Origin of the sequence: Microcoleus sp. Pol10D4 (assembly GCF_036701555.1) — a bacterium.
Classification (GTDB): Bacteria; Cyanobacteriota; Cyanobacteriia; order Cyanobacteriales; family Microcoleaceae; genus Microcoleus.
In genome coordinates this window covers 1-25,646 of the sequence record NZ_JAUBRA010000087.1, presented here as the reverse complement: position 1 = coordinate 25,646, position 25,646 = coordinate 1, and the positions used below count along the sequence as shown (strand labels likewise).

The 25,646-nt window shown below is 44.7% G+C and carries 20 protein-coding genes and 1 pseudogene; 11 read left to right on the top strand and 10 right to left on the bottom strand.

All coding sequences use genetic code 11. The annotated features are described in order from the left end of the window. Positions 1 to 341 precede the first annotated feature (341 nt). Positions 342 to 4,208, bottom strand: a complete 3,867-nt coding sequence (locus QUA36_RS27890) for a PAS domain S-box protein (RefSeq protein WP_333459798.1) — start codon at positions 4,206 to 4,208, stop codon at positions 342 to 344. Positions 4,209 to 4,451: 243 nt separating this feature from the next. Between QUA36_RS27890 and QUA36_RS27885 the strand changes: the two genes are divergently transcribed. The 3 genes from QUA36_RS27885 (at position 4,452) to tatC (ending at position 9,087) form a co-directional block, all read left to right on the top strand. Then, positions 4,452 to 6,626, top strand: a complete 2,175-nt coding sequence (locus QUA36_RS27885) for an EAL domain-containing protein (RefSeq protein ID WP_333451141.1) — start codon at positions 4,452 to 4,454, stop codon at positions 6,624 to 6,626. A gap of 179 nt (positions 6,627 to 6,805) precedes the next feature. Continuing rightward, the gene (locus tag QUA36_RS27880; protein WP_333459797.1) at positions 6,806 to 7,753 is read left to right on the top strand and encodes an NAD(P)-dependent alcohol dehydrogenase; all 948 of its coding nucleotides are present in this window, start codon (positions 6,806 to 6,808) and stop codon (positions 7,751 to 7,753) included. A gap of 566 nt (positions 7,754 to 8,319) precedes the next feature. Continuing rightward, the gene (tatC, locus tag QUA36_RS27875; protein ID WP_333370871.1) at positions 8,320 to 9,087 is read left to right on the top strand and encodes a twin-arginine translocase subunit TatC; all 768 of its coding nucleotides are present in this window, start codon (positions 8,320 to 8,322) and stop codon (positions 9,085 to 9,087) included. A 117-nt stretch (positions 9,088 to 9,204) separates the two neighbouring features. Here the strand turns inward: tatC and QUA36_RS27870 are convergent, their stop codons facing one another. Continuing rightward, positions 9,205 to 9,513, bottom strand: coding sequence for a carbon dioxide-concentrating mechanism protein CcmK (locus tag QUA36_RS27870; RefSeq protein ID WP_006631236.1), 309 nt, complete (start codon positions 9,511 to 9,513; stop codon positions 9,205 to 9,207). Positions 9,514 to 9,559: 46 nt separating this feature from the next. Here QUA36_RS27870 and QUA36_RS27865 point away from each other — a divergent pair, with 46 nt between their 5' ends. Next, positions 9,560 to 9,739, top strand: a complete 180-nt coding sequence (locus QUA36_RS27865; protein WP_333451137.1) for a hypothetical protein — start codon at positions 9,560 to 9,562, stop codon at positions 9,737 to 9,739. Positions 9,740 to 9,925: 186 nt separating this feature from the next. Here QUA36_RS27865 and QUA36_RS27860 read toward each other — a convergent pair whose 3' ends face one another. Beyond that, on the bottom strand, positions 9,926 to 10,243 hold the full coding sequence (locus QUA36_RS27860; RefSeq protein WP_190661639.1) for a DUF3067 family protein: 318 nt from the start codon (positions 10,241 to 10,243) through the stop codon (positions 9,926 to 9,928). A gap of 214 nt (positions 10,244 to 10,457) precedes the next feature. On the opposite strand from QUA36_RS27860, the gene petC reads away from it, so the two are divergent. The 6 genes from petC (at position 10,458) to QUA36_RS27830 (ending at position 15,595) form a co-directional block, all read left to right on the top strand. Beyond that, on the top strand, positions 10,458 to 11,000 hold the full coding sequence (gene petC, locus QUA36_RS27855; RefSeq protein ID WP_190740161.1) for a cytochrome b6-f complex iron-sulfur subunit: 543 nt from the start codon (positions 10,458 to 10,460) through the stop codon (positions 10,998 to 11,000). Between the two features lie 165 nt (positions 11,001 to 11,165). Continuing rightward, the gene (gene petA / locus QUA36_RS27850; RefSeq protein WP_333158714.1) at positions 11,166 to 12,155 is read left to right on the top strand and encodes a cytochrome f; all 990 of its coding nucleotides are present in this window, start codon (positions 11,166 to 11,168) and stop codon (positions 12,153 to 12,155) included. Positions 12,156 to 12,260: 105 nt separating this feature from the next. Then, on the top strand, positions 12,261 to 13,112 hold the full coding sequence (locus QUA36_RS27845; RefSeq protein ID WP_333459796.1) for an alpha/beta fold hydrolase: 852 nt from the start codon (positions 12,261 to 12,263) through the stop codon (positions 13,110 to 13,112). A 111-nt stretch (positions 13,113 to 13,223) separates the two neighbouring features. Further along, entirely contained in the window at positions 13,224 to 13,667 is a 444-nt protein-coding gene (psbQ, locus tag QUA36_RS27840) for a photosystem II protein PsbQ (RefSeq protein WP_333451131.1), read from the top strand. A gap of 341 nt (positions 13,668 to 14,008) precedes the next feature. After that, a complete protein-coding gene (locus QUA36_RS27835) occupies positions 14,009 to 15,061 on the top strand; it encodes an FAD-dependent oxidoreductase (RefSeq protein ID WP_333459795.1) in 1,053 nt (350 codons plus the stop codon). A gap of 51 nt (positions 15,062 to 15,112) precedes the next feature. After that, complete coding sequence (locus tag QUA36_RS27830; RefSeq protein WP_333459794.1) at positions 15,113 to 15,595, top strand: hypothetical protein; 483 nt, start codon at positions 15,113 to 15,115, stop codon at positions 15,593 to 15,595. A 70-nt stretch (positions 15,596 to 15,665) separates the two neighbouring features. On the opposite strand, the gene QUA36_RS27825 is transcribed toward QUA36_RS27830, so the two are convergent. The 7 genes from QUA36_RS27825 to QUA36_RS27795 form a co-directional block, all read right to left on the bottom strand. Continuing rightward, the gene (locus QUA36_RS27825; protein WP_333459793.1) at positions 15,666 to 16,214 is read right to left on the bottom strand and encodes a hypothetical protein; all 549 of its coding nucleotides are present in this window, start codon (positions 16,212 to 16,214) and stop codon (positions 15,666 to 15,668) included. A gap of 47 nt (positions 16,215 to 16,261) precedes the next feature. Beyond that, on the bottom strand, positions 16,262 to 16,621 hold the full coding sequence (locus QUA36_RS27820) for a DUF2442 domain-containing protein (RefSeq protein WP_333459792.1): 360 nt from the start codon (positions 16,619 to 16,621) through the stop codon (positions 16,262 to 16,264). After that, a complete protein-coding gene (locus QUA36_RS27815) occupies positions 16,608 to 16,853 on the bottom strand; it encodes a DUF4160 domain-containing protein (protein ID WP_333459791.1) in 246 nt (81 codons plus the stop codon). The genes QUA36_RS27820 and QUA36_RS27815 overlap by 14 nt, the downstream gene beginning before the upstream one ends. A gap of 169 nt (positions 16,854 to 17,022) precedes the next feature. Next, positions 17,023 to 20,028, bottom strand: a complete 3,006-nt coding sequence (locus QUA36_RS27810; RefSeq protein WP_333459790.1) for a P-loop NTPase — start codon at positions 20,026 to 20,028, stop codon at positions 17,023 to 17,025. Further along, entirely contained in the window at positions 20,029 to 21,000 is a 972-nt protein-coding gene (locus QUA36_RS27805) for a phosphorylase family protein (RefSeq protein WP_333459789.1), read from the bottom strand. A 134-nt stretch (positions 21,001 to 21,134) separates the two neighbouring features. Continuing rightward, positions 21,135 to 21,632 carry an NUDIX hydrolase gene (locus tag QUA36_RS27800; protein WP_333459788.1) on the bottom strand — a complete coding sequence of 166 codons (498 nt, stop codon included), beginning with the start codon at positions 21,630 to 21,632 and terminating at the stop codon, positions 21,135 to 21,137. A 204-nt stretch (positions 21,633 to 21,836) separates the two neighbouring features. Beyond that, positions 21,837 to 24,467, bottom strand: coding sequence for a M1 family metallopeptidase (locus QUA36_RS27795; protein ID WP_333459787.1), 2,631 nt, complete (start codon positions 24,465 to 24,467; stop codon positions 21,837 to 21,839). 224 nt (positions 24,468 to 24,691) lie between these two features. On the opposite strand from QUA36_RS27795, the pseudogene QUA36_RS27790 reads away from it, so the two are divergent. Then, positions 24,692 to 25,570: pseudogene (locus QUA36_RS27790) on the top strand (class I fructose-bisphosphate aldolase); the annotation flags it as partial. Positions 25,571 to 25,646 lie beyond the last annotated feature (76 nt).

Here is a 25,646-nt window from a genome sequence, read left to right as displayed (position 1 = left end):
TTGAGAACCTCTCGCTGATTAACCATTTTTTCCACTCAGCTCAGGCTGAGTCAATTTGTGCTTAGTCTAAACTCCAGAATCATTTCTGTCTCTCTTTTCTCTTTCTCTGTGACCTCTGCGCCCTCTGCGGTTAATAAAAAAAATAAATCCCCTTCACGCCCGAAACAGAATTGCTATATGATACAGCACATTCCATCTAAGGTGTATGCCATTTCCTCATGCTGATGGATATCTGCAACAGACCTCTCCAAAAACTTTCAAATCCTTTTCCATGTTGGTTGCAATTGGAAATCTAGCCACTACTGAAAGCACTATAGCTTCTTTGTCCTTAAACTTGATAACTACAGTGGAGTCGGCAGCAGAGGTCGAATTAACTCCATAATTCTGTCAGAATTAAAATTATTGATATAATTAGTTAGTGCCTTGGACAAACTTGCTTTGGATTCGGGAATTTGTACAATTAATTCGTTCATAACTTCGGTATCGAGATAGTAAGCGGCGTGATACATTTGTTCTAACCACTGAGGGGGCATCATGGATAGATCTGCTACAGACACCGTTTCAACTAATAGTTTTTGTGGAGTTTGTCCTACGACTTCGTAGATATATTTTACTCCCAAATATTTAGCAAGTTTGTCAAAGATGTCTCTCTGCTGAAATGGCTTGCTTATAAAGTCGTTAAAGCCAGCCATAAGAACTTTCTCTCGCTCTTCTTCAAAAATACTGGCAGTTAAAGCAATAATGACAGTTTCTTGGCTCTGAGGGCGTTCTCTAATATATTTAGTAGCTGTGTAGCCATCCACGATCGGCATTTGCAGATCCATCAGAATCAGGTGTGGCCGCCAACTCTCCCACAGTGAGAGTGCCTCCACTCCCTGTTTTGCTTCTCTCACCTCAAAACCAACCGAGATCAGGATCTCGACTAACAAGCGACGATTTTCTCCTAAATCTTCAACAATAAGAATGCGGTAAGTCGGTTGTCCGGGAGCTAAATTAATTACTCTTTGATTAATTGATTCTGGGGGTAAGGATTCGGCTTGAGGTAACTGTACACCAATCTCAAAAGAAAAAGTGCTACCTCGGTGCAAAGTGCTTTTAACCCGAATTTGACCGCCCATGAGTTTGACGAGTTTTTGACTGATCGCTAAACCAAGCCCACTGCCTTGACTCAAATTCTTCCCAGCTTCGGCTTGCACAAATACCTTAAATAGGCTCTCAATTTCTGTGGGCGCGATTCCCACACCTGTATCCTCAACTTCAAAAGATAGGTGACAGGATGTTTTGTCTCTTTGTGCTGCTCTTACTCGTAGAGTGACGCTTCCTTGATTGGTAAACTTAATCGCATTACCAAGGAGATTGACCAAGACTTGATAGAGTTTTTTCCCGTCGCTATGCACAAATTGAGGAATGTCGGGATCTAGCTCAAAAATTAGTTGCAATTCTTTAGATTGGACTTTAGCTTGGAACATTTCTTCAATAGAAGTCAGCAAATTTGTCAAACCAAAGTCAGAAGGATTGAGGGTCATCCGTCCGCTCTCTATTTTGGATAAATCTAAAATATCGTTAATCAAATCCAATAAATGTCTACCGCTACGATTGACAATCTGTAAACGTTCTTGGAGAGAAGGAGTCAGATTTTTCTCATAGCTCATCAATTGCGTGAATCCCAAAATTGAGTTGAGGGGGGTGCGGAGTTCGTGGCTTATATTGGCGAGGAAGACAGTCTTGGCTTGGTTTGCTTCATTTGCCTGATGAAATTCCAACTCAGCTTGTTTGCGATCGCTAATATCAATTAAATATCCTAAAATTTCTACTGGTGTACCTGAATGATCTTGAATTAGCCTAAACTGAGCGAGCATCCAGCGATAAACCCCATCGGAGCGACGAAAACGGTATTCCTGGAAATACAAATCATTAATGAATAGATTTGCTAAGCCATGAACCACTGTTCCTAAATCATCGGGGTGTAAGTGATTCACCCAAAATTTAGAATCTTCTAAAAACTCGCTGGTTTCGTAGCCCCATATATCTTTGATATTTTCGCTGATGAACGTTGCGCCATAATCGCCAGCAGGTTTACTGCTAAAAATGACAACGGGGCTGTAGTTTAGAAGAAAGTTGAGGCGATTTGTGGTAGCTTGCAAGGCTTGCTCAGCTAGTTTTAGCTCTGTTGCGTCCTCCTGAACGGCAACATATACAGTTCCGTATTCAGGATGCTCAAACTTGGATGTATGAACTCTGCACCAAAAGAGAGTTCCATCTTTCTTTCTATTGTGGACTTCATATTTCGCTTCGCCGGTCTGTTCAATTTGAGTGACGATATCTAGAACGGTTACATCTGGTGTAAAATTTGTATCGACATAATTCAAGACACCAAGGGCTTGACCTGCGAGTTCGCCCTCTGTGTAGCCAAACATAGCGTCAAAGGTTGGATTGGTGTAGACGATCATGAGGTCTGAGGCTTTAATCAAACATACTCCTTCTGCCATGTTATTCATGATAACGCTTTGAAGTTCTAGCGTTTTTTGAGCTTCTTTTTGAGCCGTAATTTCTTGGATTTGAGAAATAAAATGCAGTGGATTTCTCTGTGCATCTTGTACTAGCGAGCCATTAAGAATAATCCAAATAATATGTCCTTGTTTATGGAAATACCGTTTTTCCAGTTGGTAAGTTGAAATTGTTCCTGCTAATAGCTGATGTGCATAACTAAGATCCGCGTCTAAATCGTCAGGATGGGTGATATCTTGGAAACTTAATGCTAACAACTCTTCTGAGGAGTAGCCAAGAATCTGACATAAGGCAGGATTGACTTTAATCCAGTGCCCATCAAGTGAAACGATCGCCATCCCGATAGAGGCATCTTCAAACGCATGGCGAAACTGCTCTTCACTGTTTCGTAAAGCCATCTCAATTTGTTTGCGATCGCTAATATCGCGCAGAATAACAGTAAATACCGTTTCGTCTCCCATTTCCAGCCTAGAAATAGAGGCTTCAGCCGAAAACTGCGTTCCATCTTGACGACGACCCAAAATCTCGCTTCGTTCTCCCATCCTTCGCGCTCTAGTAGAAGACTGTGCAAATTGTTTGATATGCTGCGGGTGTGCATTTCTAAACTGTTCTGGCAGCAGTAAATTCAGTGGCTCCCCTAAAATATCCTCAATTTTATAGCCAAATATCTTTTCTGCCCCTTGATTAAACAGGGTAATGCGTTGAGTGCGATCGATGGAAATAATTGCATCATTGGCGATTTCTAGAATGCCCGCAAAACGAGCCTGCGATTTTTGTAAAGCATCTGTTCGTTCAGCCACAAGAATTTCTAAATTTTCGTTAAGTTTTTTAATTTCTTTTTCCGCTTGTTGGCGCTTATAATCTATCTGGTTCAAAAAGCGAGCCGTCCCCAAGATGAGAATTGAGAAGGTGACAACCATAACAGTTGAACGCAATGTATAGCCAAAATTAGCGTTATACCAGCCTAAATTTTGTCCCTGAAGAGTGAACCAGTTCAGTGTCACTGGAAAGGTCGTCGCCCAAGGCAGCAACCACCGAACCATTACTCCGCCGACCAGGCGACTGCTTACTACTTGCATTAATCCTTCGTTGGGGCGGAGCAATAAAATTCCTCCATAGAGGATGAAAAAGGTGGCGATCACGTTTACGGGTTGAGTCGTTGTAATTGTGATCAAATGTTCAAGAATATCGACATTGAATAGGTGTCCAAATAAAGCTAGTAGAGAAATTAAAGCTGCAACACTACTAAAAATCTGAGCCAACCAAGTATCCCGTTGGGAATTTTGCCCTAACAGTAACAGTGCTAGTCCCATCAGCACAAAATTTAGGGCGGTATTTACTCCCATTCTTCCCGGATAAGGAGTCGCTGAAGAAACGAAATCTCGGAAAAGCCACTGATCAATACCCAGTTTCCAACCAAAAATATACTCGCTCAGCGTCAGGAGACCCATGATGATGATAAATCCTGCCATCCCTTGAGCGATGCGATTGTGCGGTTGCGTTCTTTGGTACTGCAACAATCTCAAAGAAACTCCAGCCAGCAAAAAGCAAATTGCCGTGTTTGCTTTCATGGTCGAAGTCATATCGGTATCGGGAAAACCACTTTTGAGTAGGGAGATGTCAAATTGCCAACCAAGCAGCACGAGACATCCGATCGCAATGACGAGTAGACTTGCCATTTGAGAAATGCGCTTGTTCATAAATCGGCTGCTTAGGTTTAAATACTCTTCTTCTGATGTTAGACGAAGCGAAGAAGGGCAAGCACGGGGGACTGCCCCTACCCGAACAATTCAGATTTTGTAAGGCTGCGCCCCATTGCCAGCCCCATATTCCGGGATCGCAGGACTTCTTTGTGGGTAAAGTGAGTTTTTTAACCGAATAATTAAACTATACTATTTGTGCATATGTTTATATTCCTCTAGCAGGAAACTAGGGAAATTAGTATGATTGTCGATAGAACGAGCGATAGGGTTAGCGATCGAGCTACCAACTACCGAGGCAATATTTTAATTGTTGACGATCTGCCTGATAACCTGCGTCTTCTCAGGGATACTTTGAGGGCGGAGGGTTATAAAGTTCGCAGTGCTATAACAGGGGCAATGGCGCTCAGAGCCGCCCAATCGCCATCGACGGAGTTAATCTTATTAGACATTAAATTGCCTGATATTGATGGTTATGAAGTTTGCAGACAATTAAAATCTGACGAGCGCACCGCAGAGATTCCAATAATTTTTTTGAGTGCGCTAAATGAAACTTTTAATAAGGTGCAAGGGCTGGCTGCTGGAGGGGTAGATTATATTGCTAAGCCCTTTCAAGTTGAAGAAGTATTAGCTCGTGTCGAAACCCACTTAACTATCCGAAGGCTGCAACAAAAACTCCAAAAGCAGAATTTACGTCTGTTGAGAGAAATTGAAGAACGGCAACGTCTCGAAGAGTCTCTATTTGCCGAAAAGGAATTGGCTCAAGTGACACTGCAATCCATTGGCGATGCGGTCATTACTACTGATGCCCAAGGTAGGGTGAGATATTTAAATCCTATAGCTGAGCGACTGACAGGCTGGAAAACTCATGATGTTCAAGGCGTTCCTTTCTCTACAGTCTTCCTAATTGTCGATCAAGTAACGCGAGAGCCAGTAGAGAATCCTATAAACATGGCTCTATTAGAGGAGCGAATTGTAACCTTAGCTAACAATACTATTCTGATTGCCGATGATGGAACCGAGTATCCCATTGCTGACTCGGCAGCACCTATTCGAGACCGCCAAGGTCAAATTATCGGGGCAGTAATCGTCTTTCATGATGTTACTGAATCGCGCTATCTCACCCGTCAACTCTCTTGGGAAGCCAGTCACGATTCCCTAACGGGGTTAATTAACCGTCGAAAATTTGAGCAGCACCTAGTTGAGGCGATCGCCTCTTTTAAAGATAGCAATCACCAGCACGCTCTCTGTTATTTAGATTTAGATCAGTTCAAAGTCGTTAATGATACCGTAGGTCATATTGCTGGCGATGAGCTACTGCGCCAAATCACCGCACTTATTCAACAGGGAGTCCGTGCTCATGATATGCTGGCTCGCTTGGGAGGTGATGAATTTGGTATTTTGCTCACTCAATGTTCACTCTCTCTAGCAACTCAGATTGCAGAAAACCTCAAAGACCTAGTGCATCAGTTTCGGTTTATTTGGAATGGCAAAACCTTTATCATCGGAGTCAGCATTGGAGTTGTTGCTATTGACCAAACAAGCCAAGATTTGAGGGAGCTTCTGGGAGCGGCTGATGCAGCTTGTTATGCTGCCAAAGCCAGAGGCCGCAACTGTGTTCATATTTATAGTCTAGATGATAGCGAACTAATTAAACAACGTGGTGAGAGGCAGTTGATTTCCCAAATCAGCCGAGCGCTGGAAACCAATCGTTTTTGTCTCTACTACCAAAAGATTGTCTCTATTACCTCTAAACCATTAGTACAGCATTATGAAATTTTGATTAGAATGCTGGAAGAAAATGGAAAAATAGTATCTCCAAATCTGTTTATTCCCGCTGCCGAGCGTTACGGCTTGATAACTGATATCGATTCTTGGGTGATCGAAACTTTTTTCTCAAACTATCACAAATTGCCGGATAAAGATGTTCTTAGTCAAGGCTTGTATACGATCAATCTTTCTGGGGCTAGCATTAGTAACAATCAGTTTCTGATGTTTTTGATCGAACAATTTTCTCGCTACCAAGTTCCACCACAAACCATTGGTTTTGAAATCACGGAAACGGCAGCGATCGCCAACTTTGAGCAAGCCAGATATTTCATGAGCGAACTCAAAAAGATTGGCTGTTGCTTTGCTTTAGATGATTTTGGCAGTGGGTTGAGTTCCTTTGCGTACCTGATAAATTTACCAGTGGATTATCTAAAAATAGATGGCGCTTTTGTCAAGAATATTAGTCATAATTTGATTTCTCAAGCGCTGGTTGAAGGGTTTAATCGTATTGCCCATGCGATGAATCTTAAAACTATAGCTGAGTTTGTCGAAGACGAGACTATCTTAGAAAAATTGCGGGAGATTGGAGTAGATTATGCTCAGGGTTATGGGATCGCCCGCCCTGTTCCTATTAACTTTAATCCCTAGTCGATCGCACGCTCGCCAGCGGGCCCGTTGCCTCACGCCTGCGCCCAGTCGGTCGGCTTCCAAGAGTCGATCGCCCGCTGCTACAAGGCTAGCTCTATTTACTGTGTCACATTTAGATCGAATGTGCTGTAATTGTAAAGGATTGAGTGTTCTATTGGAAATAAACCGGAAAATTTGCCATGAAAGCAGTTGCGTTCGATCGCTACGGTTCAGCCGAAGAATTGCAGTACCGAGAATTGTCCAAGCCGATCGCCAAATCCAACGAATTCTTAGTGCGAGTTCGCGCTAGCAGCGTCAATCCCGTAGACTGGAAAATCCGGCAAGGACACCTGCAACTATTAACAGGATATAACTTCCCTCGAATAGTCGGTTCTGACATATCGGGAGTTGTCGTGGAAGTCGGCCGGGAAGTCACCAAATTTCAACCCGGAGATGAAGTTTATACTTTCTTAAATCCCATCAGTGGGGGTGCTTGCGCCGAATACGCTGTCGTGCCAGAATCCGATGCAGCAATTAAACCTAAAAACATCACTCATGCAGAAGCAGCAGCAGTACCGATCGCAGGTTTAACAGCTTTGCAATCGCTCCGAGATTTGGGCCAAATTCAAGCAGGAAACAAAGTATTGATTAACGGCGCTTCCGGCGGAGTTGGCACTTTTGCCGTGCAAGTTGCGAAAGCAATGAATGCGGAAGTAACGGGAGTTTGCAGTGCTAAAAACAGAGATTTTGTCAAGAGTTTGGGAGCGGATTTTGTTCTGGATTACGCGGAAGTTGACTTTACTCAACAGACCGAAAAATATGATATAATCTTGGATGCTGTCGGGACAAGAACATTTGCTGAATGCGAAAATGTGCTGCAATCAGAGGGAGTTTATATCTCGACTTTGCCGAGTTTAGACAACCTCGCACCGATGTTAACGAGCTGGTTTATATCGGGCAAAAAAGCTAAATTTATTTTAGCCAATGCCAACCCCAGCGATTTAGGGGCTTTGCGGGAGTTAATAGAATCCGATAAAGTTGAGCCGATTGTCGATCGCACTTACAGCTTACAAGAAGTAGCAGCAGCCCACGCTTACAGCGAAACGGGCCGCGCGATCGGCAAAATTGCGATCGTGATTGATGGCTAAAAAAAATTATAGCTAACCAATGGGCTTAAAGTAAAAAGAGCGATCGCCCTTAATCCAGAAACTGATTTCTGCTACCACCTGCACCCAAGACTAATAAACGTAAAACCTAAATAAAATCAACAATACCTATGACTGTGCCCTCAGACTTGGAGACATCCGAACAAGGTTCCGACAACAACCTAGAACAAGTTAGCCGGGGAAATAGCATTGCGCCCATCGCCGATGATTTAGTGGATGTCAGTAACTTAGAAGACGAAGCAGTTAGCGAGGGAAATAGCATTGCACCCATCGCCGATGATTTAGAGGCTGTCAGTAACTTAGAAGACGAAGCAGTTAGCAAGGAAAATAGCATTGCACCCATCGCCGATGATTTAGAGGCTGTCAGTAACTTAGAAGACGAAGCAGTTAGCGAGGAAAATAGCATTGCACCCATCGCCGATGATTTAGTGGATGTCAGTAACTTAGAAGATAAAAAAGTTAGAGCTAAAAATAGCATTGCATCCATCGCCGATGATTTAGTGGATGTCAGTAACTTAGAAGACAAAGCAGTTATCCCGGAAAATAACATTGCACTAATCGCCGACAGTTTTCTGGGTTCCCGCAACCTAGAAAACGAATTTCTAGACGAACTTCCTGACGAAGTTGAAATGTCTTTATTCGACCATTTAGAAGAATTGCGGCAGCGACTTTTCTACTCGCTAATTGCCGTAGCAGTCGCTGTAGTTGGTTGCTTTTTCACAGTTAAACCCATCGTGCAACTGCTAGAAGTACCGGCCGGGCCCGTCAAGTTTCTGCAACTAGCTCCCGGCGAGTATTTCTTTGTTTCTATCGAAGTAGCCGGATACAGCGGTTTGCTCCTCGCCAGTCCGTTTATTTTTTACCAGATAGCGCTGTTTGTACTCCCCGGCTTGACTCGCAAAGAACGCAGGTTGCTGGGGCCGGTGTTTTTCGGTTCGAGTTTCCTATTTTTGGGCGGTTTAGTATTTGCTTACATCGCTCTGATTCCGGCGGCGCTCAACTTCTTTGTCACCTATGGAGCGGATGTTGTAGAGCAGTTGTGGTCGATCGACAAATACTTTAAATTTGTGCTGCTGTTAATGTTCAGCACCGGCTTAGCTTTTCAAATCCCGATCGTCCAAGTATTGCTCGGCGTTTTGGGCATAGTTTCTTCCAACCAAATGCTCTCCGGCTGGCGGTATGTAGTCTTGGGAGCGGCAGTTTTGGGAGCGGTTTTAACGCCTTCTACTGACCCTTTAACGCAAAGTCTTTTAGGAGGTGCGGTGCTGAGCTTGTATTTTGGCGGGGTTGGTTTGGTAAAGCTTTTAGGACGCTAAAAACTCCACAGAAAGATTGATCGACTCACAGCAAAAAAAATATAGAGACGCGATCGCCCGCGCCTCTATAATTACTAAAAGTTAAAATTCAACACCAAAGTTTTGTCAAAACTTTGACTACATTCGGAACTGTTCGACTTCAGGAGTGTAGCCGATCGGCAAAACGTAATCCAGATTCTCGTGGGGACGAGCAATTATGTGATACGATAGCAACTTTCCGCCATCGACCTTTTTAACTGATTCAATTCCAGCAGCAACGGCTGCTTGCACTTCAGAAACATCTCCTCGCACTATAATTGTCCAGTAGGCGCGGGTTATTTTCTCATAGCGAACTAAAGTAACACGGGCTGCTTTCACCATTGAGTCCGCAACTTCTACTGCAGCGGGAAATCCTAAGACTTCAACCATTCCCAGTGCAACACCCATTACAACATTCTCCTAAATTTCACAAGATATCTGACCTTCATTGTATGTGAAATTGTTGACAGAAATTGGTTCGGATGATTTTGGTAAGCTAGAAGTCCGATCGCCCAAAATTTTAAAAGCCCCTAAAAAGCCCCAGAAACTGTTGCAGCATTTAAATCCCACAGTTGGCGGCACGCAGCAAAGCCCGCCACACAAGACTTTGAATCAAAACACCCGTGCAAATTAGATGCGCCACCGCTTAGTTTCTCACCAGCAGCAAGTCCTATGACAAGCTCGCAGATCGATTTTCGGGACTTTGGGATCAACTAATCGGGCTGCGGCGCGACACAAAACTTTAGGAAACTCCCCCAGATCCCGGATGTGGAGTCAATCTAAAAATCTAAAATCTAAAATCTAAAATCGACTGAGTGAATCAAAACTCGTCTAGCAACCACTCCGAGGCTCTTTCACCCAAATCTAGGGGAACGCTGACAGCTTTACCCAAGCGCGGGCGATCGCGAGTAGTTACGATGTATTCTCTCACCTGTTCTGTGCTCCCCCAGCCGTTGAGGTAATTGGCCACCGCATCCAAATGCTCGAAATAATCAGCCTCCGTCATCGGAAAAGATGCCTGTTCTAGATATTTCCACATAACTTGCACAAAAATCTTGCCCCGCGTTCGCCGCAATCTGATATCGTAAGACTTTCCCCATTTTTCTAGCAGTAGCTGGTGTAAATCCTTGCCCGTCATGGTTGCTCCTGAGTTAATCCATTAAACAATAAAAGACAAAGTTCAAAAAATGTAATAATACTCTAATAAAGGCTGGAAGGCGCATTCTTAAAAGGAATTTTCGCGGCCTAAAATTTGTGCGAGCAGATTAACGGCAATTATCCTCCTTCCTCTGCACGTACAAGTTCGCTAACAGCTAACAAACAAACGTAACTTAAAACCGTAAAGGCAGGTCATGGCTCAATCTTCTGCTGGAAATCCCGATGTTCCCGATATGGGGCGTCGCCAATTTATGAATTTGCTGACGTTCGGTACAGTCACAGGTGTGGCACTGGGCGCACTCTATCCCGTTGTCCAATATTTTGTTCCTCCGTCGAGTGGGGCAGTTGGCGGCGGAGTGACAGCTAAAGATGCTTTGGGTAACGACATCATCGTTAGCGAATATTTGACTTCGCACCCTGCAGGCGATCGCACCTTAGCCCAAGGTCTCAAAGGCGACCCCACCTATGTTGTGGTGAAAGAAGACTTATCTATCGCCGACTACGGCATCAATGCAGTCTGCACTCACTTGGGTTGCGTCGTGCCTTGGAATGTTAGCGAAAACAAGTTTATCTGTCCTTGCCACGGTTCTCAATACAACAATGAGGGCAAAGTGGTGCGCGGCCCCGCGCCTTTGTCTCTGGCCCTGGCCCACGCCACTGTCGCAGATGACAAGATCGCTTTTACAACTTGGAAAGAAACAGATTTCCGCACCGGCGAAGCACCTTGGTGGTCTTAAACTATTTTGGATTTTAGATTTGAGATTTTAGATAGGGGGTGAATGGTGAAAACCACAGATAAGTGCATCCCTAAAGCAGTCTAATAATCCAAAATCCAAAATCCAAAATCCAAAATCCAAAATCCAAAATCCAAAATTGTCTGACCTTTGAGATTGAATACTCTAATGCCACAAACTAATTTATCTGCGATATTTCGCCGCAGTGCCAGGACGATCGCGAAAACTGCCTTAATTGCGATCGCCGCAGCAGGATTTTTCCTCACCAGCGATATCGCACTTCCCCAAGCAGCATTTGCTTACCCTTTCTGGGCTCAGCAAACAGCACCCGCTACTCCCCGCGAAGCAACAGGCCGCATTGTTTGCGCTAACTGTCACCTCGGTGCAAAAGTGACTGAAGTTGAAGTGCCGCAATCTGTTTTGCCTGACACAGTGTTTGAAGCTATTGTCAAGATTCCCTACGATACTAGCGTGCAACAAGTGGTCGGCGACGGCAGCAAAGGTGCCTTGAATATCGGCGCAGTTGTGATGTTGCCCGAAGGTTTCAAGATTGCTCCGGCTGACAGAATTCCCGAAGAAATGAAGGAAAAAGTCGGCGATCTTTACTTCCAACCTTACAGCGAAACCCAAGAAAATATTCTTTTAGTGGGCCCGGTGCCGGGAGAACAGTACAAAGAATTGGTATTCCCAGTTTTGTCGCCGAATCCGGAAACTGACAAGTCGGTTCACTACGGCAAATACCAAATTTATGTTGGTGGCAACCGCGGTCGCGGTCAGGTTTATCCTACTGGCGAAAAGAGCAATAATACTGTTTACAATGCTTCGGTAGCTGGCACCATTTCTAAGATTGCTCAACCGGAAGATGGCGGTTATCAAGTGACAATTCAACCTGCCGAAGGTGCAGCCGTTGTTGATACGATTCCCGCAGGCCCAGAACTGATTGTTACTGAAGGACAAACAGTTGCAGCAGGCGAACTTTTGACGAACAATCCTAATGTGGGCGGCTTCGGTCAAAAAGACGTGGAGATTGTGCTGCAAAGTGCAGGTCGAGTTAAAGGATTGATGGCTTTCGTGGCTATAACCATGCTGGCTCAAATCATGCTGGTTCTCAAGAAGAAACAGGTCGAAAAAGTTCAAGCTGCTGAAATGAATTTCTAAACGCGGCTGTAATTAGTTGGGTAAGGTGTTCTATGCACACCCAACTATTAGGTAAGTAGGGCGGGTATTCCCCGCCTTATTGTTTGATAAATAACAAGTAAAATAATGTTAATTGATGAGAAGATAGTTGAAGTAGGCCCGCTGCAATGGTTTTATCGGGAAACAAATCCGGTTAACGAAACTGGTAAACTGCCCGTACTGCTGCTGCACGGTTTGCCGTCCCAGAGTTTTACCTGGACTGTAATGATGCCGGATTTGGCAGCCCAGGGATTTAGCTCGATCGCCCCAGATTGGGTGGGTTACGGGCGATCGACAAAACCAGACAAGCGCGACTTTGCCTACACTCCCGATGCTTTTGTTGACGCCCTTGCTGGCTTTATTCAAGCTATAGAATTAGACCGATTTTACCTCGTTGTCCAAGGATTTTTAGCTTCAGCCGGCATTCAATACGCTTTACGCAATCCCGATAAAATTGAGCGTCTAGCCATCATAAATACACCAGTTTCAGCAGATATAAAATTGCCTTGGAAAATGCAGCAGTTGGGGCTGCCTTTTATTGGCGACATGATGACGCAAGACCCGCTTTTGGTTGACAGAACTCTCGAAGGTGGCAGCCGCCAGACAATATCAGACAAGGATTTAGATGTTTACCGTCGCCCGTTTTTGAAGAGTTCGGATGCAGGTCGATCGCTGATGAATACTGTCCGCAATATTCAATTGCCACAGTCAATGGCAGAAATTGAATCCGGGTTGAAAGGATGGACGCGACCAACTTTATTTGTCTGGGGTTTGACAGACCCTTGGCTGAGTGTTGAACCTGTTCAAAAGCTAGTCGGTTCCCTGCAAAATGCAGAGTTAGTCACACTGGAACAAGCGGGGCATTATCCTCAAGAACATTGGTCAGAAAAAGTTGGCAATGCTGTGATCACTTTTCTGCGCCGCCAGGAGGTAAAATAATATTTTGTACATAACTCTCGGTGCTAGGTCAGTGAACCAGCTCCTCGCCGAGCTGCATTTCCAGCCTTTTCCTGAGATCGAGAAATCTAAAATCTAAAATCTAAAATCGATATGACTCGTCCCCGTTCAATTTTTGCCTTGATGATGGCGTTTTTGATGGCATTTCTGGTTAGTTGCAGCAGTGTCGAAGCAAAAGTTCCAACGACATACACAGCAGCCCAGACCCAGCAAATTCAGCGCTATGTTCCTACCCTGACAGAGTTCCGATCGCGCATGGATAAACTGGGAACCCTAATTCAAAAACGGAATTGGGTTGATACCAGAACTTACATTCACGGGCCTCTAGGCGACTTGCGGAACACCATGAGAACCGTATCTTCGAGTTTGTTGCCAAGTTCTCAACAACAAGCTGTTGATTTAACTAAGAGTTTGTTTACTGATTTGGTTAACATTGATCTTGCTGCTAAAGAGCTGGACTATGCAAAAGTCACGGCCAGCTATCAAAAAGCTGTCAATGATTTCGATGCCTTCTTGCAGCTAATTCCTAAAGCTTAATAGCTTTTGGGCTTGGCGTACAGTGCCTACGGAACACCGAGAAGATTATTAGTGTCAACTTAAGCTTTTAGTGCGCCAGTCCTCCCGCTCACCCAGCAGTCCGCCAGGGAATGAATTCCCTGTCTCATAGCGAAAGTCCTCTCAAAGAGGACTGAAGAACTCATTAGTCCTCATAGCTAAGACTTTCGCTTTGAGGCTCTTGTTGAAACCCCTGTCGGACTATGGTTTATACCTTAAGTTGACACCAATACTAGAAGATAATCTGCTTCGTATGCACCCTACGAAAAACTACGAGAAACTTCTATAAAATCTAAAATCTAAAATCTAAAATCTAAAATTGAATGGTTCGCGTTGCAATTATTGGTTGCGGTATTATTGGGGCTTCGATCGCCTTTGAACTAAGTCAATTTCCCGAACTGAAAGTTACTGTGTTCGACAAACAGCCGCCGGCACAAGGTTCTACTGGCGCTGCACTCGGTGTTTTGATGGGAGTTATCAGCCACAAAACTAAGGGCAGAAATTGGCAGTTGAGGGAAACCAGCCTTCAGCGCTACGAAACTTTGATTCCAGAATTGGAAGCAGTTACGGGGCGAAAAATTCCTTTTAACAAACAAGGAATTTTAATGCTTTGTTCGGAGGGAGAGGATTTAATTAAGTGGGAAAATTTGATAGCCACTCGCCATTCTCAAGGTTGGCAATTGGAACTTTGGGATGTGGAACGAGTGCGCGATCGCTGCCCTCATCTCTATTTAAATAATAATATTATTGCTGGGATTTATTCGCCTCAAGACCGGCAAGTCGATCCGACGGCGCTAACCTTGGCTTTGGTTGATGCTGCTGAACGAAATGGGGTAATTTTTCAGTTTGGCGTGCGCGTTGAAGCAGCGGCGATTGCTGCTAGTTTGGAGTTCGATCGACTAATTGTGTGCGCTGGTTTGGGTTCTGCTGCTGTGACTGCATCGTTAAATCAGTTGGTTGACATTCGCCCGGTTTTGGGACAAGCGCTGCATTTGCGATCGCCCAATCCTTTAGGAAACCCAGATTTTAGCCCGGTAATTACTTGCGATGACGTTCACATTGTGCCTGTGGAAAATCAGGAATTTTGGGTGGGGGCGACAGTGGAGTTTTCCGAAAATGGCGGGGAAATTCAGGCGAATGCTGATATGTTGGCACAAGTGATGGCGAGGGCGATCGCACTTTGTCCGGCCTTAGCAGAAGCTGAAATTATCAGGAAATGGTCAGGATTGCGCCCGCGGCCGGAAGGGCGGCCGGCCCCAATTATCGGGACGCTTCCCGGTAACGATCGCATTCTCATCGCCAGCGGCCACTATCGCAACGGTGTTCTGCTGGCCCCTGCAACAGCGCGATCGATTCGAGAAATGATTTTGCAATAATTAACAAATGTTAATATAATCAAGATAGCAATTCATATCTTACATCTAAATATGTCCGACAAACCTTTAGGTAAACCCCGCTCTTTGTGGCGAGTGATTTTGCTGTCAGCAGTCAGTTTACTGCTATATTACGGATGGTACAAATGGATTATTCAAGAAGAATTGCGTCGCTATAACGGCAGCGGTTGGTCGGGAACCCTTTGCTTGCTTCCTTTTGTTTTAGGAGTAGCCATCCCCCAAGCTTTGCGGATATTTGACCCTGACGTTCCCGGATGGTTTGGTTGGTTTTCCTTGCTCGGTATTGCTTGGATTTACATCGTGCAGTTCAAACTTTACAACACAGTTAATGAATTGTACCGCCAAGAAGGAATCAAAGAACCGCTAACAGTTTGGTGGCTTTTTATACCAGGTTTAAATTTAGTTGTCGGCTTGCGGCAAATTCACTTTTTGAGCCAGTTTTGGGCTAGAAAACAGGGAATTGAAGTTAAGGATAACTTAGCCGAAAGTATTCCTTTTCTGTCAGCTAACGCCTAATCTGTATTAAGGCATCTGGACTTTTTGCTGCAATTTCTCTGGGATTTGCAGCGATCGCCAGTCTATGGATTTATCGCCCCTTTGCCAAGTCAGCGTAGACGATGATTTCCCAACCCAAGATCAGCAGCAGGAGTAGCTCAACCACACCCAAAATATTGATAGCTAAAGGTGTGCCAGGTACTAAGGCCCAGAAGGAAATCAGGGTAATGATTCCTGACACGACGAAGGTAATTTCATCAACAATAAGTTGCTCGATTTTGCGGAGCGATCGGCGGCGATCGCTGCGGTGGGCAATTTCCCAACCAAATAGAGATTCTACGTCTGCGTGTCCGGTCTTTTCTTTCACCTTTTCGACCAAGGTAAGCCGAATGTAGCGCCCGATCGCACTTATCTTTTCATCGTTTACTAGGTAAGTCCAGCCGAGAATCAAGGAAGCCCAGGGGAGGATTAGAAAGGCGTAGTAGTTGGCGGAGTTGGAAGCTGCAAACGACACGATTGTACCGAACAAACCCAAGGTGACGTAGAGGAGGTTGTCTCGGAAACCAATGCGCTGGGTTTGCTCGGCTTTGAGTTTGTCGTATTCTAGCAGCCAGACTTTCAGGATGGGGTCTTCTGTCATTTTGTCTTTGGTTAAGGTCAATGATTCGTGCTTTGACGGAAACCGGGCTAGGCAACAATTTGTTGCTGGTGGAGTTGTTCCATCCAGGTTTTAGTGCCGTAAATGCCTCGGAGGAGAGATGGGACAGTTAAATCGACATCGAGGGTTTCCCAATGTAAGCCTATACCGGACGGGGTAACTTCGACGGCGGCGAGGTCATCTGGGGTGGCGTTGGCTAGCCCTTGTCCCAGGTGATGGGGGAACATGAAGGTGGAACCATCTTTGAGGTGAATGACGATATTGCCGGAGGTGCGATCGTAGTAGGCTGAACGGGCGCGGGGTTCGGTGGCATTGACAAGGATGGCGGCAACTTCGGCGCGATCGAGTTGTTCTTTAAGTGCTGCTTCTGTGAATTCAAGTTTCTCCATGAATTTGTCTCCATGCTTCTAATAGCTCGTTTTGATGAGCAGTCACCAGTTCTAGTGCTTTGACAGCATCGCCTCGCTTACCGTTGAGTTGAATAATTTGCGGGGGCTTTGCTGAACTGCCTAGATCGATTTTAACTTCACTGTCGGTATTCATGACATGAACGTGAGCTGGGAGATGGTCGTCAAAGTAAATCACGACTCTGAAGCCATTTTTTCTAAGGATGGTGGGCATTCGTTATCGGAAATGCGGGTTTCCAGACATTATGCCTGAAAGGGAAGAACTTTGACAGATACATAGCCAGGAGCTACATCATCTGAAGGGCGGATTGGTTCTAATTTCATGTTAACTATCGTCCTCCCTTCTTAATATCTCTCAAAACCTGAAGCTGATGGCTCTGTGTTTACTCATCCGGGCAAATATCTTTCAATTTGCCTAATTTTTCTTGCCACGAGTCTAGGTTTCTTGACAGGGATTTCTTAACTGATTTAGAGGGTGATTTAGGAAGTTGATAATTCTTGGTCTGTTTGGGGTGAGAGGATAAAGTCTTTGGCGAAGAAACAGATTCGGATAATACTCCAGGTACTTTAGGTGGTCTAATCGTTGCCATTTGAGGCGTTTGTAGTGGCTCAGTTTCCTCTTCTTTACCACTCCACGACGGAAATTTACCTTGGGCAATCTCAAGCACTTGTTCATGTAGTAGTGGAGTCAAAAAACCGGGTGAATCAGCTTCTTTTTGCACCATTTTTATTGCCACCGCTCGTGCTTGTTTTCTTAGATTGGGATGAGCCAGTGCTGTAATAATGTGTACATCATTCCGTTCGGGACACTTACGCTTGTTGAGTAGTTGATACTCAATCTCCTGATCCCATCGTCTCAAAATCTGTGTACAAACATCTATGACCGCATCCGGATCGTTGCATAAGACTGTCAAGGCAGATGCAACCAGAAGACGCTGTTCTGCACGCCATTTATAAAGAACCTGAAGCGCCATCTCTTTTTGCAATTTTGTATCAAATGGTACTCGTAGGGCAGCGTTTTTGTATGCAAAATTCAAATTTTCCCCTGCTTGCCAACGCAATAGAATTTCCTCGACAACTTTTTGAGCTTCTGGCGTGTCACTCGCAACAGTAATACAGCGACAGAGCACTTGAGGGTCTTGCCCTGGTGTAGTGAGTAGTTCATGCGCCTTCTCTTTGGCTTCTTGCCCTAGCAATTCCAAACAGCGACAGATTACATCCCTGTTTTGCCCTGGTGTAGTGAGTAGTTCATGCGCCTTTTCTTTGGCTTCTGCCCCTAGCAATTCCAAACAGCGACAGATTACAAAAGGATGTTGCCCTGGTTTATTGAGCAGTTTACGCGCATCTTCTTTGGCTTCTTGCCCTAGCAAATCCAAACAGCGACAGATTACAAAAGGATTTTGCCCTGGTTTATTGAGCAGTTTACGCGCATCTTCTGTGGCTTCTTGCCCTAACAATGCCAAACAGTGACAAATCACTTGAGGATTTTGCCCTTCTTCATTGAGCAGTTTAAGTGCCTCTGGCTGGGCTTCTTTCCCTAGCAATTTCAAACAGCGACAGAGTATTCTATGTTCTTGACTATCCTTGATCCACTCTTTTGCTCGTAACTTGGCTTGTGTCGGCCCAAGATTATTTAACCACCCTCTCATCAATACATAACTTCGACAACCAGCTTGATACAGTTGGTTGAGAATTTGATCCTGTATATTATTTTCGGGATAAGAGTCTTGCACCCACTTTAAAACCGATCGCCATAAAATATTATTCCCTATCTGTCTTGTCGGTACCAGCTCAGCAGCGATCAAAAACATTTCTAGTCTTTGCTCTGGTGTAAGATCCAAAATATTTTCAGCAACCAAACTTAAATAGGCATAGTGAGCAACCTTTGCATCAAGAAGTTGATTGATATATTGAAGAATAGTTTTTGAATCAAGGGCATTTTTGAACTTATATAAAAAGAAAAGCCGTAGAAGCTCGGAGCCGACTTCAGCAATTTCTGTATTATCCTTTGAATTAACTGCCAGACCGATAGTTCTGTCTAGAATAGCTCTTCTGTATGAATCGTCAATATAGGGTTCAATTAGCTTTTTTTCACTACTCGTCGCCTGGATTAAGCCTTCGGCGAGTTCATCATGATGAAATAAGAAATAACTTTGACTGTGATCAAAGGATAATAAGGAATTAACCACATCCCATCGGGGATTATCAGTAACCGGTTGAAACAACATCGGAATTTTGGCACAGGGCTGATAATCATTCGCAAGAGCAATTAAGACAGAAGGATACAAACCTCCCATTCCCAGTTGTCGAAAAATAGCCGCATCCATAATGGCAGTAGCAAGACCAGAAAACTGTTCCCGAATTCTCTCTAAATCATCTACCAGAATGTGTAAGAAAACGTCCTCCAGTTCTTCCAGGGTTTTGGGAACAGGCTCTTGCCCACGTGCTAAAACCAACAAAATCCGAACCAGCCGCGCTTCTCTCAGGGATTCTGCCTTAAGTTGATAAGCCATCTTTTCCCAAGCCGGTAATACTTCAGCAATTTTATCGAGAATGATAATTCGATCAGTTGCTTCATTGGGTATGAACTGATTTTTATCTTTATCTTTAGCTCCGAATTTTAACTCGCGCGGCAACAGTCGTCCAGCAACCACTAGCACTAAGAAGGGATACTTCCTCAAGTCCTCACGCAAACGTTTGAGATAGCTAGTGTCCATATCTTGAATTTCGTCAATCAACAAAAACTGGGGTTGGCCTTCATGGTCAATAAACTCATCTAACCCAGAATCAACCAGTTTCTGTGGATTCTCCACCCACCAGACTTTGTAGTCTTCATCCACTAAATCTAATGCCAGACGACGCAACGCCACGGACTTACCCGAACCGCCACGCCCAATAATAGCTGTTGCAGGGCAAGGGCGGTTACGGTAATTCTGACTATTCTTAATTGTGGTTTTTAAAAGCTCTGTTCGGAAACTTCGTGGGGCATCCCATTCGCGAAAAACCCCCAACCATTCAGTTCCCCGTTGAAAGGAGTAAAACTTTTCAGGTGTGATTTTGTAGTCTTTCGGCTCGTCTCCACGGGCTTTTGCTGCTTGCATATCTTTTTGCTCTCGTGATTCCTCCTGTTGCAAAAGTTCATCTCCCACTAGATAAGTTCCTGGTGGCATAAACTCTTTGAAGAAAGAGAGGTCGCGAAGTGCTTTCTGGATGCGTTCCAGACCATATCCCGGCTGCTCAAATATCTGGATTAAATCAATATTTTTCTGGCTTGGGGTGACATTCATGCGAATATGAGCCTTATCAACATCAAGACGAGAGAACAGTGTTTCCTGTTGACTGTCAAGCAGTTTATTGAGTTGCTCCAACAAATTATGGGAATCGACCATTTACTTTTCCTTCAGATGGGGTGAAACTTTATAAATGACTTTAAACAATTGCGCTAAATCTGCACCCTCTTTTTGGATGGCATACTGGATTAGACTGATCGCTCGCTGATTTTGCGTTCCATTTGGTAGATGCTCTAAGTCAACACCGTACCTAAAAATCACTGCATCGAATTGAGAGGGTAGAAGTCGATTCAACAAATTCAGCATATGCTCTGTCGGTTCCTGCACTGGCAGATTATTAACCAGTTTCGCCAACATCTCAAATGCAAACGCACTGGCATGACGGGCAGCAATTTCTTGATACCCTGTTTTATCCACATTCGCCTTGTTGTCAATCAAATCAGAAATTCCCCGAATAATCATCGCAGACACCTGCTGATTGGCACGCGCTGCCTCCAGGAAACCAAATCCTTCCATTTCAACAGCAACTGCATCCCCATAATTCGATCGCAAAAATTGAAAAATCTTCGATTTCGTGGAGGCAATCACTTTCTCACCCGCTGCGATTGGCGCAACAAAGACGCGAGGAGTTGGCTCCGTCACAGGCAATCTTTTCAGCCAATCATCTTTCCCGGCTTCTACTCTGGCTCGTTGCTGTAGGCTATAGGCAGATAAGCCGATTTCAGGTCTGGGTTTGAAGGTTTCTTCTGCTTTGCCTGACTCGTACCCGTAAACTTTAGTAGATGCGACAACATCACCAAGGGCTACATCTTTAATCCCCCCAGCCACTCCGACAAAGAGAATAACATCAGGGTTGAAATGGGCGATCGCTCTTTCTGCCTCCATTGCTGCACCGGGATTACCTGCTCCAATTTCGACAACGGCGACATCCCACACATCTTTAGACGAATCGAACTTCCCCAAGCGATAAATCGTCCCCCGTTGATGAATCTCTTCCTGAATATCGGACAGATGGGCGCAAACGGCTGAGCACTCAACGGAGAGAGCAGTCAGAATAACAACACAGGGCATAAGGATTTATATAGAACAGCTTGTTGTCTATTATGACAAGTTTTTTGGTACTTGGGGATTAAAGATGTCATTTCGATTTGCGATCGACGAATTAGAACCCGACTTCTTGAAGAAGTCGGGAATCTGGGTATTATTCACCATAACCTATTCTGCAAATCCGCAAAAATGAGTTTGAGTTCCGGTTCATTAACCCGCTTAATTGCTTTAGGAATACTTACCCACTGCCGCTTTCTCTTGCTAGCTTCCGGCCAAATTTCCAGAACTGCTTGCACTTGCATTAAAAATACTCCTACCAGCCAAGTACAGCCGGACTTTTGATACTCGTAAGTTCCTAGCAAATCCGGGAACACTTTACCCAACAAACCTGCTTCTTCCCAAGCTTCCTTGGCGGCGGAATCTTGGGGAGTCATGTCAGGTTCAATTAATCCTTTGGGAATCACCCAGCGCTTGCTAGCCGAAGAAGTAATCAGCATTACTTCAATTTCTCCGTCTTCAATACGATAGGGAATTACCCCCGATTGCTCTATCAATACAGCGGTTTTTATACTCATAATTTCTGCAATATTTCTGGGTGAAAAAGCTACTGCAACTTCATCAAAAGTTGACAAATCAAAAATAAAAATTGCATCCACATTCTAAATAATTCCCCAGTTGAGACAACAAAGTGGAGAATAAAGATATTTGGTTTTTCCCCTTTGTGGAAAATAGGAAATTCCCCTGCACTCCCACTGAACAATAATATTATTATAATAACCGCGCACAATCCTCTACCGACAAGCAGATAAAAGCCGATCGCCAATATCTGCCTTTATCTGCGCCAGTATGGGGTTTTACTCCTAATCTTTCTTCGCCTTAGCCTCCAAATTTTCCATCCGACTCTTCAAATCTTGATTCTCCTTTTTCACCTGGTCTAATTCCTCCCGCAACTGCTTTACCGCTGCATCAGAACCAGAATTTTTCTGCACTCTTTGCACAGCTTCATCAGCCATGCGGCGAACGCGGCCATCGGGAGTTTGGTCAGCTAAAGAACGCAAAATGCGAATGGCTTTGCGAGTTTGCATTTGTCCTAATCCCACTACTACAGAGACTTGAGTCAAGAAAAACGTCTCTTTAGATAATTCTGCCAATCGCTGCAAAATCCGTTCTAAATTGACCTTCGTTTGACCTGTCGAAATGGTGCCCAAAGCTCGAATTGCAGCCAAGCGCAAAGCTTGCGGAGTACCGACGGCTGTGTATTTCAATATTAAATTCAGCGCATCTTCAGAAGTTTTCATCTGCGCCAAACCTGCGATCGCCCCCGATCGCACTACCTCATTCCACCCCTGACGCTCTTTCAGGACGAATTTTAACTCTTTCAGTACCTGTTCGTCGCTAGGTTTTTCGTCGGGGTTAGCCGCTGCAATTCCGCCCATAGCAGCCGCTGCTGCTGCTTCTACGTAATAGCTGTCGTCGCCTTTTTCGACGATCGATCTCAGCGCTTTATAAGTTTCGTGAGTTTGGATTTTACCCAGCGCATTCGCCACAGCGCGACGAACACGAGCATCTTTATCTTTTAAACCACTTACTAAACCTTCAAAAACTTGGTCGAGTTTAATTTCAACTAAGTGACCGGCAACTTCTGCCCGTACTGCCCAGAACGGCTCTTTCTTGAGAACTTCTGACAGCGTTTTCACAGCTTCCAGCCCTCCCTTTTTCGCCAAAGCGTGGGCGGCGTAAATCCGGGAAACCGGGTCTGGATCGAATTGCAACTGAGCTTTTAATTCCGCCACTCCATACTCTAAAACAACTGTTTTTAAGTATTTATTGCCGACATCAAAACTGATAAAGGCAGGCTTTTGTTCTAGGGGAAAATAGAAGCTTTGCTCGCGCTCATGCACTCGGACTGTGAAAGTTTTTAGGTTCGGGGTTGAACGTGCCCAACTGTCATCGTCTGCTTCTTTTTCCGGCTTGTAACCGAAGCCGATCGGAATTTTTAGGTCAAAGACATCTTTGCTGTTGCCGTTGCCATTTTTGCTATCTTTTACCTGAGTTTGAGTGACAGTAACTTTTGCTAATTTGCTGTCACCATCCCACGAATAACCAACCTTATAATCTGGATGACCGCCACGATAAACGTACTGGTCAAACAAAAACATGAGATTGCGACCAGTAGCCTTTTCTATCGCCCTGAGCAAATCGATGGTTTCTACCGTTTTGTGAGCGTTATCCCGCACAAAAGTGTGAATTGCTTTGTAAAATAATTCGTCGCCCAACTCGGCGCGAATCATGTGATAAACGCAAGCGCCTTTTTCGTACAAATGGCGATCGTACAATTCAATAGCTTCGCGGTAAACGTGAGTAACGATTGGGCGCCGATAGCGAGAACTATCTTCAGCTAAATAATTGCGGGCTTCATTTAACATATAGTAAGCCGCGTCTTCTTTGCCATATTCTTTGTCAGTCCACAGCACCTCGGAGTAAGAAGCCATGCCTTCTTTTAGCCAAGCGTGAGACCAATGTTTAATTACTACTAAATCACCGAACCATTGGTGAGCCAATTCGTGGGCGACTAAGCTTTCAGTACCTCGATTGTCGAGGCTGGCGCGTTCGTCTAACAAGCACCTATCTGTTAGTAAAGTTGTCGAAGTATTTTCCATACCGCCGAAGATGAAATCATCGACGCAGACTTGAGCGTATTTGGGAAAAGGGTAAGGATAGCCAAATGCTTCAGAGAAGAACTCAATCATTTGAGGCGTTTTGCCCATGCTGCGCTTAGCGTCTGCTTCGCGGCTTCTTTCCACGTAATAATTAACTGGTTTGCCGTTCCATTCGTCTTTAATTTCGGCAAAATCTCCGACTGCTAAGGTCATTAAATACGTTGGGTGTACCTGGGTTTGGGACCAGTGATAAATTTTATCGTCGCCTTCGTTTTTTGTACTAATTAATTCGCCGTTGGAAATAGCAAAAAGTTGTCTCGGAACTTGCACTCGAATTTCCGAAGTAGCAAGTTGTCCAGGATAGTCGAAACACGGAAACCAGAAACGGGAATCTTCGTCTTCGCCTTGAGTCCAAACTTGTGTTGGTTTGTCTGGATAGTGTTTGTCCGGGCCGACGAAATAGAGACCGCGCTGGGGTTTTTCTACCGAGTATTCGATCGCAATTGTAATTGGTTGGTAAGCTTCTGTTGGTTCGTGTAGTTGAATTTGCAGGACTTCGCCATCGCTGTCGAAATTTTGCTCAATTTCGCCGACTTTTACTGATTTGATATTCAGGTTTACAGCATCTAAGGTTAATTTGTCAATACCGCTGCGGACTGGATTGATGCGGATGCTACAAGTGCCACGAAAGCTTTGTTTGGGAATATTCAGCACTAAGTCGAGGAAAATGTGCTCTACTTGACCGGGGCGATCAGGATTGTAATGTGGCCTGGCACCGGGCATCTCGAAGGATTTGTGACCGTTTTCAGAATCAAAGTAAGTTTGTGACATTGTGATGGCAAAGTTGTGAGTCGATCGGCGATCGCTGGCAGCGCAGATCCGGCTGAACTGCCAGCTTATTATAGAGTAGCGCGTCCTAGCTGCTGTTGTCGCTAACTTGTTAAAAACTGGGTCGAGCGTTGAGGGGATGGAAAATATGATTTTTTCGCTACAATATCAGCAAGGTTAATGTCTGCAATCATTAGCCTGCAATTGAAATTGAGAGGGAAATCTGTATGACAGCTACACTATCAGTTCCCAGTTCGATCGAATCTTGGCTAGGCGACGAAGCCGAAGACTTGCTCACCCATCAAGCAAAAGTTTCTAAAGATTTGTTGCACCTGCCGGGCCCAGATTGGGTCGATCGCATTTTTGCTCAAACCGATCGATCTCCCCAAGTTTTGCGATCGCTTCAGCAACTTTATTCTAGCGGACGCTTGGCGAATACTGGCTATTTATCCATCCTGCCAGTAGACCAAGGAATCGAACACTCGGCGGCCGCTTCTTTTGCACCAAATCCCATCTACTTTGACAGCGAAAACATCATTAAATTAGCAATTTCGGCTGGCTGCAATGCTGTCGCGACAACGCTGGGAGTTTTGGGAAGCGTATCTCGCAAATACGCGCATAAAATCCCTTTTATTGTCAAGCTCAATCACAACGAGTTGCTAACTTATCCCAATCAATTCGACCAAATAATGTTTGCAACCGTCGAGCAAGCTTGGAATTTGGGAGCAGTTGCAGTGGGAGCAACAATTTATTTTGGTTCCCCGGAATCGACGCGACAAATCCAAGAAGTCAGTCAGGCTTTTGCCCACGCTCACGAATACGGAATGGCGACAATTTTGTGGTGCTACCTCCGCAACGATATTTTTAAACAAGACAAAGATTATCACGTTGCAGCCGATTTAACCGGGCAAGCAAATCACTTGGGGGTGACAATTCAAGCTGACATTATCAAGCAAAAATTGCCCGAATGCAATAACGGTTACGAAGCTGTTGCTAAAGCTAGCGGTCACAGTTACGGCAAAACCGACAAGCGGGTTTATTCGGATTTGACAACGGATCACCCGATCGATCTAACTCGCTATCAAGTGCTCAACTGTTATGCGGGAAGTGCGATTCGTTTAACCTAAAACAAGCCAAAAGGCTTGTGGGACGGTTAGCCTAACTGCTCAGGCAGGTAGTGAC